The sequence below is a fragment of the Daejeonella sp. genome, assembly GCF_037719425.1.
Lineage (GTDB): Bacteria > Bacteroidota > Bacteroidia > Sphingobacteriales > Sphingobacteriaceae > Daejeonella.
This window is the reverse complement of the sequence record NZ_JBBJNI010000003.1, coordinates 12,383-28,795: the sequence shown is the minus strand read 5'-3', so window position 1 is coordinate 28,795 and position 16,413 is coordinate 12,383. Positions and strand designations below refer to the sequence as shown.

At 41.2% G+C, this 16,413-nt stretch carries 8 protein-coding genes; all 8 read left to right on the top strand.

Features of this window, described 5'->3' with window-relative positions:
• The first annotated feature begins 153 nt into the window (after positions 1 to 153).
• The 8 genes from WKF69_RS00745 (at position 154) to WKF69_RS00710 (ending at position 16,387) form a co-directional block, all read left to right on the top strand.
• Positions 154 to 2,427 (top strand): c-type cytochrome, encoded by a 2,274-nt coding sequence (locus WKF69_RS00745; RefSeq protein ID WP_340378641.1) that lies wholly within the window; start codon positions 154 to 156, stop codon positions 2,425 to 2,427.
• A gap of 355 nt (positions 2,428 to 2,782) precedes the next feature.
• On the top strand, positions 2,783 to 6,046 hold the full coding sequence (locus WKF69_RS00740; protein WP_340378640.1) for a TonB-dependent receptor: 3,264 nt from the start codon (positions 2,783 to 2,785) through the stop codon (positions 6,044 to 6,046).
• A 17-nt stretch (positions 6,047 to 6,063) separates the two neighbouring features.
• Complete coding sequence (locus WKF69_RS00735; RefSeq protein WP_340378638.1) at positions 6,064 to 7,839, top strand: RagB/SusD family nutrient uptake outer membrane protein; 1,776 nt, start codon at positions 6,064 to 6,066, stop codon at positions 7,837 to 7,839.
• A gap of 19 nt (positions 7,840 to 7,858) precedes the next feature.
• On the top strand, positions 7,859 to 10,351 hold the full coding sequence (locus tag WKF69_RS00730; protein WP_340378636.1) for a DUF4838 domain-containing protein: 2,493 nt from the start codon (positions 7,859 to 7,861) through the stop codon (positions 10,349 to 10,351).
• Between the two features lie 28 nt (positions 10,352 to 10,379).
• Complete coding sequence (locus tag WKF69_RS00725; RefSeq protein ID WP_340378635.1) at positions 10,380 to 11,159, top strand: rhamnogalacturonan acetylesterase; 780 nt, start codon at positions 10,380 to 10,382, stop codon at positions 11,157 to 11,159.
• Between the two features lie 392 nt (positions 11,160 to 11,551).
• Complete coding sequence (locus WKF69_RS00720; RefSeq protein WP_340378633.1) at positions 11,552 to 13,642, top strand: acetylxylan esterase; 2,091 nt, start codon at positions 11,552 to 11,554, stop codon at positions 13,640 to 13,642.
• Between the two features lie 261 nt (positions 13,643 to 13,903).
• Positions 13,904 to 15,274: a Gfo/Idh/MocA family oxidoreductase gene (locus WKF69_RS00715; RefSeq protein ID WP_340378631.1), complete on the top strand. Its 1,371-nt coding sequence runs from the start codon at positions 13,904 to 13,906 to the stop codon at positions 15,272 to 15,274.
• Between the two features lie 48 nt (positions 15,275 to 15,322).
• The gene (locus WKF69_RS00710; protein WP_340378629.1) at positions 15,323 to 16,387 is read left to right on the top strand and encodes a PmoA family protein; all 1,065 of its coding nucleotides are present in this window, start codon (positions 15,323 to 15,325) and stop codon (positions 16,385 to 16,387) included.
• Positions 16,388 to 16,413: the final 26 nt, after the last annotated feature.

The window sequence follows — 16,413 nt, the reverse complement described above, 5'->3', positions numbered from 1 at the left end:
AATTCTATGATGGCAAATTCCTATTTCTTTAGAATAATTGTAGACTTGTTTTCAACCAGGGAAATCCCATGTTTTAAATTATGGTTTGAAATGAACACTTATTTTGAACCAAGTTAAGAGGAATTCAAGAAAAATTAATCAAACAGCTATTGAATGGAACGAAATAAGCAATGGGTTATAACGATTTTATGCCTGTCAATGTTAGTCTATACCTGTAGAACTGCTCAAAATGTAGTTGAAAGGGATTCTCTGGGAAGGATAGTCGTTAATCCTGTTCCCTCACCAGCTTATCTTTCTCCTAAAGAAAGCATGAAAACGATATATCTTCCAAAGGGATATCACCTGGAACTGGTTGCAAGCGAGCCCATGATTAAAGAACCTGTTGCCATTGTTTGGGATGGGAATGCTCGTATGTACGTGGCCGAGATGCTAACCTACATGCAGGATGCTGATGCAACGGGTGAACAGCAGCCACTCAGCCGCATTTCGTTACTAGAAGATACCAATAATGACGGGAAAATGGATAAAAGCACAATTTTCATTGACAGCCTGTTACTGCCCCGAATGTTGCAATGCGTAAACAACGAGTTGCTGGTAAATGAAACCAATACTATTACTATACATGCATATAAGGATTCTAATGGTGACGGCAAGGCCGATATTAAACGGGTTGTATATGAAAATAGTAAATATATCGTTCAGGATGCCAATATGGAACACCAGCGCAGTGGCTTGGATTGGAACCTGGATAACTGGATGTACATGACCTATGAGCCCATTCGGTTCAGATATACAAATGGCACCTTGAAGGCTGACACTATTGTAAGCGGATCTGGTGGGCAATGGGGACTGACGCATGATAATTACGGACGCTTGTTTTATTCGTCAGCCGGCGGCGAGAGGCCGGTTACTGCATTTCAGATAAACCCGGTTTACGGCCGTCTGGAGCTTCCGGATCAATATAGTGAATCATTTCAGGAAGTTTGGCCAATTATCGCCACGCCTGACGTGCAGGGGGGATTAAGAAGATTGTCTCCTAATAATACCTTAAACCATATTACCGGGGCTTGTGGCCAGTCTATTTATCGTGGTGATGGCCTGCCGCAGGATTTGGTAGGCGATTATATTGTTTGTGAGCCGGTTGCCAGAATTGTAAGACGCGCTGAAGTAATTCAGCATGAGGGAAAAACCATGCTTGAAAACGTGTATAACCAACAGGAGTTTATCGCATCGAGTGATATGAATTTCAGGCCGGTAAACTCTGCAACGGGGCCCGATGGCACTCTATACATTGTGGATATGTACCGTGGTATCATTCAACAGGGTAACTGGACCAAGCCAGGCTCCTTTCTCCGTAATAAGATTGATTCGATAGGTTTAGCCAAAAATACAGGGCGAGGTCGTATATACCGGGTTGTACACGATGGGTTCAAACAGCCGGACAAACCCAGGATGCTCAACGAAACCAGCAGCAAATTAATTTCTTACCTCGACCACCCTAACGGTTGGTGGCGTGATAATGCCCAAAAGCAAATTGTTTTAAATGGCGATAGATCAGTAGTGCCAAAATTAAAACAAATGGCTGTTGATCAAAATATTAGCCATCTCGGTGTTTTACATGCGTTATGGACTCTCGAAGGTTTAGGTGCTTTGGATAAGGATGTAGTGCTCATGGCTCTTAAACATGAAAATGCTCAGATTAGGAAAGCAGCTGTTTGGATAAGCGAGCGTTATCTGAAAACAAATGATGAACAGGTGATTGCTGCCGTTAGCAAATTGCAAAATGATAGAACCGATGATGTGCGGGTACAACTTTTATTGTCTTTATTTAGCAATAAATCGAAGCCGGGAAACGCCCTGATAAACCAGTTAATAATCCAGAACAAAGACAATGAAATGATGATGGCTACCAAAAAAGCCCTGGATAAGAATGAAGACGTGCGCAATTTTGGGATGCGGTTGGCAAACTTAGACATACAAGACCGGAACATGATCCTGTCTGGAGCAGCAACTTTTAAATCTGTTTGTGCCAGTTGCCATGGTCCCGATGGTAAAGGAATTGGAAGCAGTAACCAATTAACAGCACCTTCATTAGTAAACTCCAAACGATTAACTTTACCAGAAGCGAATACTACCATCCGGATTCTGCTCAAAGGCCTGGGTGGTCCGATTGATGGTAATACCTACTCCAGTATTATGCCTCCAATGGAGGCTAATAATGATAATTGGGTGGCTTCAGTAGCTAGTTATATTAGGTATGAGTTTGGGGGCACAGCACGTCTCAATGGCATTCCTATATCACCTGTGGTTAAACCTGAGACTGTTAAAAAAATCAGAGAAGCCTACGTAAAACGGAGTAAAGTCTGGACATTGGACGAGCTGGAAGCCATTCGAAACGGGGAAGCCGCAAAGAATCAATTGCGTTAAAAAACGTGTTGATTTAAACTCTCCGTTATTTTATTTCCTCATCACAAGGAAGTCAGTTGATTTCTCAAAATTCAGCTGCCTTGTATTGTAGCTTAAAATTCACGCCTTATATCCCCCTCATATTTCGGAAACGTTGTCGAGAACGGTTGCATAGATTAACCAGAAGGATTTATATTTTTCCTTTGAAAAATTGTTTAAGCTTGTCTAATAGCATATTTAATAATAGCTCAGGGTATTTCGTCAGAAACGCTAATCAGTACTCAAGTCAAACTAACACTGTCGTAGCCACGGATTTTTAAGAGTATTGGTATGGCAAAATAAGTCATTGCTTCATTTACAATCAACTTGAAAAAAGATGAAAAAAGTTTTACTATTTAATGTTTTATTTTGGATTGCCTGCACAGTACACGCTCAAACCAGACAAATTAATGGTCAGGTTATTGACAAAACTAACGATGAAAAGCTTATCGGAGTAAGTATTGTTGTAAAGGGGTTAAGCCAAGGAACCCAAACTGATAAGGACGGAAAATTCACTTTATCAATTCCCTCAGGCGATGGTGTAGTTCTAATCATCCGCTATTTGGGTTATAAGCAACAAGATCTAAAGGTAGGAAAACAAAACACTATTAGTGTAGCATTAGAAGGTGACAATATTCAGCTAAATGAAGTTGTAGCCATTGGTTATGCAACCGTTAGAAGGAGAGATCTTACAGGGGCAGTTTCGTCAATTGGTGCCAAAGATCTACAGGATAATCCAATAAACTCTGCTGCCGAAATCCTTAATGGAAAGCTGGCAGGTGTGCAGGTAACGTCATCTGAAGGCTCTCCCGATGCAGATGTGAGAATAAGAGTCCGGGGAGTTGGGTCGCTTACTCAGGATGCATCTCCTATATACATTATTGATGGAATCCAGATAGAAAATGGCCTGAACATGCTTTCTCCTCAGGACATAGCATCAATAGACGTTCTTAAGGACGCTGCGTCTACAGCTATTTACGGGGCTCGTGGAGCAAATGGGGTTGTCATAATTACCACTAAAGGAGGCAAAGAAATGAAAACCAGAATTTCTTATAATGCGTCATTCGGTGCAAGTACATTAGCAAACAAACTGGCAGTAATGGATCCTTATGAGTATGTGATGTATCAGTATCAAATGAATCCTATTGATCCAACAATACAAAATCCGGCACTTTATACAAATTTCCAAAAGCGTTATGGATCTACTTTTGATACTTTATCTGTTTACAAAAACGTGCAGAACATCGACTGGCAGGATGAGCTAATGGGCCGTACCGCGTTTAATCAAAATCATAATGTTAGCGTGTCAGGGGGCTCCAAAACTACACAGTTCAATTTAAGCCTTACAGCTAATGACCAGGATGCGATATTATTGAACTCAGCCTACGACCGTAAAATTATGAATTTTCGCTTCGACCACACTGCAAGTGAGCGCTTAAAAGTTGGTGTTAATGTTATTTATACCAACCAACTTACCAAGGGTCAGGGCGTGTCGGATGGGGGTAATGTTAGTTACAATGGCTTACGTAATATTATTAAATATATTCCATTTGACAGGGAGCCTGAAGATGAGTATGGTCTTTATGATTTTAATCCGGACTTCCAGGAAGAAACGGCTGCAGGCCTGGGGTTAGATCTAACCAATCCTGTTGCGTTAAACAATGCACAATACGCCAGAAAATACGCTAACTATAGAACTTTGAATGGTTATTTTAATTATTCTTTTTCAAAATATTTTTCTTTCAAATCTACCGTAGGTCTGAACATTAGCGATAATACCCGAAAAACGTTTGATGATTACTTTACTTCAAAAGCAAGAGCACAGAATGCCGGTACTCCCAGTGTCTATATTCAAACCAATACAAGTAATACCATTAATAATTCCAATGTCTTCTCCTACAACAGAAAAATAAACCGGCATAGCGTCAATTTACTGCTGGGACAGGAATATTATGCGGTAAAAGGTGCCTCGCTGACAAATGAATTAAATACGTTTCCTATAGGAATCACAGCAGAAAAAGCACTTGGACAGCTTACTTTAGGAACCGCAAAGCCGGGGAGGCCTGCTTCAGGCTCTAATGAGAGCAGGATACTGTCTGGGTTCAGCCGTGTCAATTATTCATATAATGATAAGTATCTATTTATGTTAACGGTACGGGCTGATGCATCATCCAAGTTCGCGGCAGATAGGAGATTGGGTTATTTTCCTTCCGGTTCAGTCGCTTGGCGTGTTTCAAATGAGAACTTTATGAAGAACATACCTGCTATTTCTGACATGAAATTGAGGTTTAGCATTGGCGAGGCTGGGAATAATCGTATTTCTGATTATTTGTATTTAAACACATTTAGTACCAACCAAAGCTACTATCTGAATGAATCCAGGCAGCCGGCTTTCATTACCACTGTACTTCCAAATAAAGATCTCCGCTGGGAAAGTACTGTTTCCAGAAATCTCGGACTTGATATAGCGCTATTTAATAACAGGATTCAACTTACTGCTGATGCCTATAAAAATACCACTAATGACCTGTTAGTGAACACGCCTGTTCCCGTTACTTCCGGTTATTCTACTCAGTTGAAAAATATCGGCAGTATCCTAAACAAGGGTCTTGAATTTCAATTAAACGCCGCAGTAATAGAGAGCAAAAACTTTAGCTACAGAACAGATTTTAATATTTCTTTTAACCGTAATAAGATCTTGCGGCTTGCAGAACATCAGGATTATTTCTATCAATGGGCTGGAGTAGGTAATGTTGCCGCCGATCCTGCAGACTATATCGTTAAGGTTGGGCAGCCTATCGGAACAATGTATGGATTCTTGATAGATGGGAAAGGAGGCGACGGAACAGGATTTTATACTGTAAACGACTTTGACTATAATACGGCAACACAAGCTTATACTCTAAAAGCCGGTGTAGTAAATAATACAGCTGCTGCCGGCATAATTACTCAGCCTGGCTCCATCAAATACAAAGATTTAAATGGGGATGGGGTAATTGATCCTACGAATGACAGAACGATCATTGGAAATCCAAATCCAAAATTTGAAGGCGGTGTCAACCAGCAATTAAGGATGAAGCAATTTGACCTGAGTGCTTTTGTTACGTTCGCCTATGGGCAGAGTGTCTACAACGTTAATAAAATTGAATTTACCAACGGTACGCAAAACAATAACATGCTGGATATTGTGAGTGATCGCTGGAAGAAAATAGGCGAAAACGGCGCTGTTTTGCAATCATCTACATCGACTACAGTTACAGGCGCAGCCCCTGAGGTTCTAGCAGCATTAAATAAGGATGCTAAAATATGGACGCCTAATGGTAAGTGGAACCCAAATTCATGGGCTGTTGAAGATGGGTCGTATTTGAGATTTAGCAACGTTACCTTTGGTTATACCTTTTCTAGGTCTTTAATGAAAAGGGTTAAAGTTAACGATTTACGGATTTACGCTACCGCTAACAATCTTGGCCTGATCACAAATTATACAGGATATGACCCACAAGTGAATAGTCGCAGAGGCAGTCCCTTAACACCGAATGTGGACTACTCCGCATATCCACGCAGCCGTACTTTTGTTTTTGGCCTCAATCTGACTTTATAAATTAACATTCGAAAAAGATGAAAAATAATAAAATCCTAATCACGGTGCTCTTACTTAGTACCCTTATTCTGCCAATGGGTTCCTGCAGGAAAGTTCTGGATCTTGCACCTGTTTCTGCTTTTGATGAAAAATATGTATTCAGTAACAGTCAAAGTGCTACCAGTGCCATATATGGCGTTTACAGAGCATTGGCAGCAGTGTATGCAAATGGAGTAATTGGCTTATGGTCCATTGATACAGACGAATTTATAGGCGATGTTTCCAATCCTGGTTCACTGGACAATTTTCATAGGTACTCTACCACACCCCAAAACTCAGCTATGGCATTAACATTTACTCCTTTGTGGCAGGGTATTGAGCGAGCAAACATCATTATAAAAAATGTACCTGCAATGGAGTTATATAAATCTGGTTCTGCAACCGACAAGGCTCAGTTGAAACGTGTTTATGGTGAAGCCCTTGCCTTAAGAGCATATTTCTATTTAGACCTGATAAGGTATTGGGGAGATGTGCCATTTCCTTTAGAACCGTCCATAGATCAGCCGAATCTCAGCCTCCCCAAAGTGGATCGTGATATTATTTATGACAGGATTATTGAAGATCTTAGGGTAGCAGCCGAACTTATGCCCTGGAGAGGTGATTCGGGCGTTAATAATGATGAGCGGTTAACCAAAGGTTCTGTTAAAGGAATTCGTGCTTTGGCAGCAATTACTGCGGGAGGATATTCCCTGAGGAAAGCGTCAAGGCAAATGGAGCGCCGCAAGGATTATCTGAAGATGTACCAGATAGCTAGGGATGAAGCTTATGAATTGATGCAGCGACGCGATAAACACAGACTTAACCCTGATTACAGGGCGGTATTTAAAGACGCCAATATGGTTTCAAAAATTGAGCCTAACGGTGAGGTCCTCTTTGAAGTCGCTGATGGGGAAAGGGGAAATGCGCGATTTTCAAACAAAAATGGACCAAGAGCTGCTATTGATAACAATAGTTTCAATTTTGGGAGCGGTGCAATAAGAGGCTTGCCCACTTATTTCTATGCCTTCGACCCTTTGGATACCCGGCGTGACGTTACTCTCTGTAGCTATTATATAAACAGGGATAGAACAATAGCTGTTCAACGAATGCTTAACATGACCGATGGAAAATATCGTATTGACTGGAAGGAACCCTATCCAACAACATCCGATGCATACCAGGGAGTGAATTGGTATTTACTTCGATTATCTGACGTAATACTAATATTCGCAGAGGCCGAAAATGAATTAAAGAACGGGCCTACACCTGAAGCTAAAAGTGCTTTTGAAGAAGTGAGAAAAAGAGGATTCAAAGGTAATGAGACTAACATTGGTCTAACTCCTGGCACTAAAGAAGCTTTTTTCCAGGCTATAGTTGATGAGCGGCGCTTCGAACTGGGAGGCGAGGGGATTCGTAAACCGGATCTGATCAGATGGAATCTATTGGGCACCACTTTGATAAAAACCAGGGCTGAGTTAACCAAAATGCGTGCAAATGAGGCACCATATAATTTGCTTCCCAGAACTATGTGGTATAAAACAGGGGAAAGGGAACCTAAATATGCTAACTCGTTCTATCTGGCTACGCCTTCAGGTGTTCCGCCTGCTGGTTATCTGGCTATTGGCTGGCTCCAGGATATATCTCCGACCCCGCAATATGCTAATTACAATCTTAATCTTGGACGAGACTTTAAGCCAAATAAAAGTGAGTTATTTCCAATCCCGCAAGGGGCATTGGATGGAAATCCAAATTTAACCCAGGATTACGGCTATTAATAATAAAAAATAAAAGACTATGAATTATATCACCATAAAGAAAAGCCTGCTTTTCATTGCTGTCTTCCTGACTCAGATTGCAACAACTTCGTTAGCGCAAACTGAAATAGTAATAGGGAACAGTGGTAAAACAGCATATTCCATCTATATTGATCCTTCCTCATCATTATCAGTAAAACAGGCAGCCGCTGATTTGAAGGATTATTTCAATAAAGTTGCAGGATTTTCTCCAAACCTCATTGTATCCTCTAAACCTCCTTCTGAGCCTTTTATTAGTTTGGGAAGCACTTCAGCGTGGAAGGCGGCAGGTCTTGATGCATCCGCTTTCTCTGATGATGGGTTTCGTATGATTGCCAAAGGTCGTAACCTCTTTCTCTTTGGCCCGGATACTCAAACAGGAAAAACAAATAATTTGGGGGGTGTAAGTAATGGCACCTCTAATGCAGTCTACACCTTTATAGAAGATTACCTTGGTGTTACCTGGTTGATGCCAGGAGACCTTGGGGAGGACTTCAAGAAAGTTTCAAAGATTTCTATTCCATCTTCTTTAGACCGGACAGAAACATCACCTTTAAATTATCGGGTATTGCCCATGGGGAATTCACGGGACTCCTTATTAGAAGAATGGAACCGCCGGATGAAACTGGGGAAAGTGGCGGCTGTACAGCATGCCCATGCCTGGGCACAGACTATACCTCCGTCTGCATTTGAGAAACACCCGGAGTGGTTTGCCGAAATAGGCGGAAAGCCTTTGCCACCGGCTGGCCGTTATAAGTTTGAAACAACAAACCAGGAACTGGTTAATGCCTATGCAGAAGTAATAAAGGAAACGTTCCGTAAGAACCCTGATCTCCGATGGTACTCTCTTTCTCCATCCGATGGAGGTGGCTGGAGTGAAAGTAAATCCAGTACAGCTCTCTTGGAAAAAGATCCGCACGGTGCACTTTCAAGAACCAAGCTTGTTCTTAAATTTTACAACGATATAGCTAAAATTGTGAGGAAAGAATTTCCTGATCATAAGCTTGGAGGATATATTTATTCCAGCTATCTGTACCCACCTGAGGCAGGAATACCGAAACTGGAGCCAAATCTCGCCCTTGTTGTAGCAACATCTAATAGTTATGGTTATCAGCTTTATCGCCCTTCGGTACAGCAGGATTGGGATAAACTGATGCGTTCATGGGGCGAAAGCGCTAAAAAAGACGGCTTTGATGTTTATTATTATGATCTTCCAACTGTGCTTGTACAACCCTACGGAAATATTCTTCCTCCTGGACCGGATATTCTGAATTATACATTTGATCGTGTAAAAGATTATGGCTTTAAAGGAGCTTATTTTTCTGGCGGATCGAGCTGGCTAAACTCAGGTGCAGGCAATTATACAACTGCAAAGCTTGAATGGAAGCCCGGGCAAAACGCCCACGAGCTGTTAAAAACGTATTATACTAAAGCCTACGGCGCCCAAGCTGCTTCTTACATGGAAAAGCTGTATGCTTTGCTCGATAATGAATACAGGAAATTTTATATAGCACATCCCAAGGCTAATTACAATATGACGCAAGATCACTATAAAGAAATTTATGGAGCAAATTATAAAGAACTGGAGGAATATTACATGCAGGCATTGACCTCACCTAAGGAACCTAAGCAACAGAAACGCTTAGAACTCTTTGGCCAGATCTTTTCGCTAATGCAATGGAACTTACGTACGGTAGGTGCGTTGCCGGCTAATTTTAAATCGCCGCTTACCCTGAGCGACGATCAGATTGATAGACTAATCTTTAAAGACAGTTTTTCGGTTTTACCCCGGTCTAATGATGCTGAGCTGTTAAGTTCTTATAATGTGATACTAGAGCCACCGCTGGCCGTTGCTAATAATCCCAATGTCCAAAGTATACCGGCAAGAGGTAAAACGAGTATTTTACTATATGTACCTAAGACTGGCGAGGTGCGGATCGACGAAAAAAGATGGGATGGGAAAGCAGAGTTTGTACATTATTCGCTTTTTGATGAAGAAGGCAAAAAAATGCAAGCCGGTTCTATGGCAGAGGGGCGGATCATTTCGTTTGCTGGCCAGCAAGGCAAAACTTATATGCTTCATATTCCCAGCCGCGATGCTTTATTTGAACTTAACATACATGGCGCTGCGGCAGCCTATAAATCAAATACGTCGGATGGTGGTATGCGAATGGTTGCGGGCTCGATGAAAGCAGAAAGGCTGCCATTATATTTTTACGTGCCAGCCCATATAAAGGATTTCAGTATTACTTTAAATACGCTAAACGCAATAGCAGATGTTATTTCCCCTGATGGCCGAGTAATGGGGCAGCTAAATAACGAAAATGTAGCTGCATCCAGGCTGGCAGTCACTTCTAAAGATATTAAGGAGGGATTTTGGCAAATTAATGTTCATAAATTTAATGGAACCTGCACGTTAACACTTGATAACGAATTGCCTCAGTGGTTTTCTATCGATCCGGCCCAGCCGCTTAAGATTATTACGAAGCAATAGTTACCATTTATAAATAAACTTAAATAATATGATAAATTATTCATTTAACATAAGGCTGTTCTTTCTTTTATCTTTCATAGTATTTGCGTCTTTTAAGCTGGATAAAGAAAAAATAACAATTTTTTCAATTGGCGATTCTACCATGGCAGATTATAATATTGAAAGGTTGTCGACGGAGTTTGAGGGCGATAACTACCCGCTGCGAGGCTGGATGATGATGATGCCACAGTTTTTTAATGATCATGTTACAATTCATAACTCTGCAGCAAGCGGGAGAAGCTCTAAAAGCTTCAGAACGCAAGGCTTTTGGAAGAAAGTGATAGAAAAAATAAAGCCCGGAGATTATGTGTTCATTCAATTTGGCCATAATGATGCAAAAATTGACTCGCTGCGCTATACGGAGCCACGTACAAGTTTTCGCCAGAATATTATCAATTATGTTAATGAAGCAAAAACCAAAGGAGCTTTCCCGGTCTTATTTACCTCTGTTGTAAGGAGAAATTTTGACAGCAACGGAAGCTTGGTAGATACACATGGAGAATACGTAACTGTAATACGCGATCTGGCTAGAGAAATGCAAATTCCTTTAGTCGACTTAAATAAAAAATCTGCAGAACTGGTTCAAAAGCTCGGCCCTGAAGAATCCAAAAAACTTTATTTATGGATAGAACCCGGACTATTTAAAAAACTTCCTGAAGGTAAAAAGGACGATACCCATTTCAGTATTTTTGGAGCTACCAAAATAGCCCAGTTAGCTACACAGAGTTTTCAGGAATTAGGCTTGCCAGTTGGTAAGTATCTGAAATAATTTTGTGCGCGATTAGATTCACATATTGTCCCTGTATGATCTTTGCGAAATCGGTATTTTGAGCGCTTGTTCATGAGCTACAGCTTCTTCCTAATTTCATTTGACTTTTTTCGGCTTTTATGTGATTTGTGAAGGCCATTGAGTCATAAGTTGGATACTTTTGCCACTGCAAATTAACCGCTGCAAACTCGCACGATCCAATTTAAGTTTACATTCAAAAGCTTGTTTCGCGCTGGATTGGCTTTGATTTGCGATACTGCTAACATTACCGATAACGTTCTCGCTCTTTTACTCCAAGCTTATTATTAGAGCATGATTTAATTAGTAATTTGGTTAAGTCAAAAGTGCATTTGAATAAGAGATCCACTTCAATAACATTAAAGTATTTCAACATGAAAAATAAACGCAGAGACTTTCTGAAATTTACTAGTTTGACTGGCTTGGGAATCTTAAGTAATGGTATCGGTAACATTACTACCGTTAACGCTGCAACACCTGCGGTTCAATTACCTGCCAAAGCCGCACTTCCTGCTGAGCTGGTAACATTCAACCGCTTCCCCAGAATGGTACACGATTATTTTGTTGATAATGTAAAAAAAATAGAACAAGGTGGAGAAAAGCGCCGTGCTTCTCTAAAAAACAAAGCTGATGCTGAAGCCTATGTGCGTGATGTGAGAAGGAAGATCAGCGATGCTTTTGGTCCATGGCCAGAGAAGACGCCTCTGAACGCCAAAGTCACCGGAACTGTTGAGCGGGATACTTATAATATTGAGAAAGTAATTTTCGAAAGTCGGCCAGGCTTTCCCGTAACAGCAAACCTTTACATTCCCAAAGGACGAAAATTCCCCTTGCCCGCTGTTGTAGGTACTTGTGGGCATGGAGACCTTGGCAAAGGCACCCTGCCATATCAGTCTTTTGCTCAAGGTCTTGCCCGTCAGGGATACATCGTATTGATATTTGATCCGATGGGACAGGGAGAGCGGATTCAATACCTGTCCAAAGAATTGACATCCAGGTATAAACCGGGTGTAACGGAACATATTTATTCCGGCAATCAACTTTTTCTGACAGGGGAAAATTTAGCTTCCTGGTTTACCTGGGATGGTATTCGGGCGATTGATTACCTGCTTACACGCAAAGAAGTTGATCCGAACCATATTGGTGTAACAGGCAATTCAGGAGGGGGTACCCAAACAACGTGGCTATGCGGTGTTGATGACCGTGTTACAATGGCGGCACCTGGCTGCTTTGTAATCACGTTCAGACGTAATTTGGAAAATGAAAATCCTGCAGATACAGAACAATGTCCCCCTAAAGTACTTGGTTATGGCTTAGACCATTCTGACTTTATTGCCGCTATGGCACCCAAACCTGTAATTCTTCTTAGTCAGGAAAAAGACTTTTTTGATGTCCGCGGTGCAGAGGAATCTTATGAACGATTGAAAAAATTATACAAGTTATTGGGGGCAGAGCAAAATATTCAGCTCTTTGTTGGGCCAGATTCTCATGGCTATTTTCAGCCAAACCGTGAGGCAATGTATGGCTTTTTTAATAAAGTAACTGGCATGGGAAATAGCCAGATAGAACCTGCTTTAACTATGGAAAAAGATGAAACTCTTTGGTGTACTCTAAAGGGACAGGTTGGTGCAGGAAATGTCAATACAGTTTTTTCAATATCAAGTCAGCTTGCCCGAACACAAAAGTCGAAACGTAAAAAACTTAATGTTGAAGAATTGAAAAATGCTGTTATTGATGTTTTAAAATTACAGGACATAAACAGTATCTCCGATTATCGTATAATACTTAAAAGCTTTGAAAGAGCTTATCCAAAAAAGACTGCAACTACTTATGCTGTTGAAACTGAACCCACTATTTCTACTATAGTTTACAGGTTGAATGATGAACCTCTTTATTCACGACCCTCAAAAGGGTTTAAGAGGGCAGTGCTTTATGTGTCCCATCTTTCGGCTGATGCGGAATTAAGAGATGAGCCCCTGGTGAAGGAAATCCTTCAGAAGGAAACTGATGCCGCCATTTTTGCCATGGATGTAAGGGGTGTAGGAGAGTCAAAGCCTAATACCTGTGGCGACAGTTTTAATATGCCATATGGAAATGATTATTTCTACGCTATACATAGCCTTATGCTTGATAAACCTTACGTTGGTCAAAAAACTTACGATGTCTTAAGTATTCTTAGCTGGTTAAAATCCACGGGGCACGATGAAGTACACCTGGTAGCAAAAGGGTGGGGAGCATTTCCGGCTACCTTTGCTGCTTTACTATCTCCCGCAGTCAAACAAATAACTTTAAAAAATGCTTTGACCAGCTATAGTGATATTGCTGAAAGCGAAGAATATAACTGGCCGCTTGCAACGTTCTTGCCGGATGTAATACGGCGATTTGATCTGCCGGATTGTTACGCTGCACTTTCTTCCAAAAAAATAAGACAAATAGATCCTTGGAATGCATTAGCTAATACCTGAAGGACTGAATAGTCTTGTTTATGGCAACGTTCTCGCTCTTTTATTGTTCATGTTTCTTACGATGGACACGTTTTATTAGTATTTTAGTTTTTATATAACGCGTGGATACTTCTCGAAGCCAGTTCAGCACCTGTCGATAAAATAACCGCAATGAAAGAACAATAAGCTGTTTTTAATGAATTGATAACCGCAATAGCCAAGGAGTAATCTTAGCTTGTTCATAAGTAATTAATAATTTAATCAATCTGTAATGATAATAAAATGACAAAAAGAAGAGATTTTATAAAGAAAAGCCTTATAGGAAGTGCCGGGATAGCTATAGGTGGTATGGGTTTCAGTGCGAAATCCTATGCATCAATATTAGGTGCCAATGAACGTCTAAATTTAGCGGTGATTGGTATTAGCGGTAGGGGGGCTTCCCATATCAGCAATTTTAGCAGCATGAAAGACAACTTTAATCTCAGGATAAAGACGCTGTGTGATGTTGATGAAAAATTTTGGGCAGAAGGTTCTAAATCAGTGCTTGATAAATCGGGTGTAAAGCCGGTAACAGAGTGGGATATGCGTAAGGTATTTGACGATAAAGAGATCGATGCAGTCTCATTTGCCACACCAAACCATTGGCATGCCTTGGGAACGATCTGGGCTGCCCAGGCAGGTAAGCACGTTTACGTTGAAAAGCCTGCTTGTCATAATATGTTTGAAGGTCGTAAAATGATTGAGGCTGCCCGTAAGAACAATGTTCGTGTTCAGGTTGGCTTCCAAAACCGTTCGATCCCTAACGTGATGGAGGCTATGAAATTTCTCCATGAAGGAGGTATAGGTGATGTTTATATGGCTAGGGGCCTTTGTATCAAACCAAGGGATTCATTTGGAATTGCCAAAGATACTGAACCGCCTGCAACACTCCATTATGACCGTTGGCTAGGACCTGCTCCGTATCGTCAGTATAACGAAAAACGGGTACATTACAATTGGCACTGGCATTGGGATACAGGAAATGGAGATACCGGAAACCAAGGCCCGCATCAGTTCGATATCGCCCGTTGGGGACTGAATAAAAATGAACACCCTGTATCTGTTTATTCTTCCGGGGGAATCTATGGGTTTAGTCCTCAGGAGTGTTCCCAGGAGACTCCAAATACACAATTATCAGTATTTAAATACAGCGACGGTAAAATGCTGGAGTTTGAAACCCGTGGCCGGTACTCCAACGGAGAGTCAAGCCACGATATCCGTGTAGGAAACATCTTTTATGGTACCGAAGGATACCTGGAACTCAACGGGGGAAGTTGGAAAGCTTTCCGGAAGCGGGAAACAGAACCTTTCGCGCGTTCAAAAGCAGAGCAACAAGAAGTTGCTGATCCCACTTTCAGGTTTGCCGCCGGTGGTACAGGGCACTATGCCAATTTCATCGATGCAATACGCTCCGGCAAAGATGCAACTTTGAATTGTGACATTAACGAAGGCTTTTATTCATCAGCACTCCCCTTAATAGCAAATATTTCCTACCGCCTTGGGCGCGAACTGAGGTTTAAGGGCGATAATGAAAAGTTTTCTAAAGACCCTGAGGCAGATACTATGCTCACCCGTGCATATCGTAAATCGTACGTTGTTCCACTTAAAGTTTAAGCCTTAAAGCCTTTCAATTACTTAAAAATCTTTTACAATTTAAAAATCATGAAGATACAATCAATTTCAATAATGTTCTTAACCGTCATTTTTGGGCTAGCCTGTAGTTCTAAAGTCCAAAAACAAAGTCACAAAGGCCAAAGTTCAACTATTGAATTTAATGACCATCAGTCTGAGAAAAGGGTAGATGTGATGATTGATGGAAAACTCTTCACCTCCTACTGGTGGCCCGATTCTGTTTATAAACCGATACTTTATCCTATACTTACTGCTGCCGGCAACCACATTACACGCGGTTTTCCAATCAAAACCAGAGCTGGTGAGCGGCGTGATCATATACATCAGGTAGGTAATTGGTTTAATTACGGAAATGTAAATGGATATGATTTCTGGGGAAACGGTCATGAAGGGAAACGAAACGTTAATGGGGGACAAATAAAACATGTCGGTATCAGTAAATTATCAGGAGGAAAAGGTGATGGATCCATGGTTACAACCGCAAGTTGGGTCGATCCTGCAGGAAAAGAACTTTTGTCGGAGAAGACCGAGTTTCACTTTATAGCCAACGATTCAGTACGTATTATCGATCGAATCGCCACATTAACAGCCACGGGAGAATCGGTAATATTTAAAGATACCAAAGAGGGTAGCTTTGGTATTCGTGTTGCACGTCAGCTTGAATTACCTTCAAAGGATAACGTTATTTTTTCCGATGCTCAGGGAAATCCCACTACCGTCAAAGCAATGTCGAATGAAGGAGTGACAGGGAACTTCAGAAGCAGCGAAGGAATTACAGGTGATGCTATCTGGGGTACTCGTGCGAAATGGATGGATTTATACGGAAATATTGGTAAGGAGAATATCTCATTGGTGATTTGTGACCATCCGAAGAACCTGAGTTACCCAACATACTGGCATTCGCGGGGCTACGGTCTGTTTGCAGCCAACCCTTTTGGCCTTAAGGACTTTACTAAAGGGAAAGAAGAATTAAATTACAATATTCTTTCCGGTAAATCTTTAACCTTAAGATACAGAATCATTGTTAGTTCCGGAGTCCATTTAACCGATGACAGGATAAATGCTTATGCAGCTGATTTTGCCGCGAAATATTAAGGCATATAGTATCAAGCGCGGAAAGA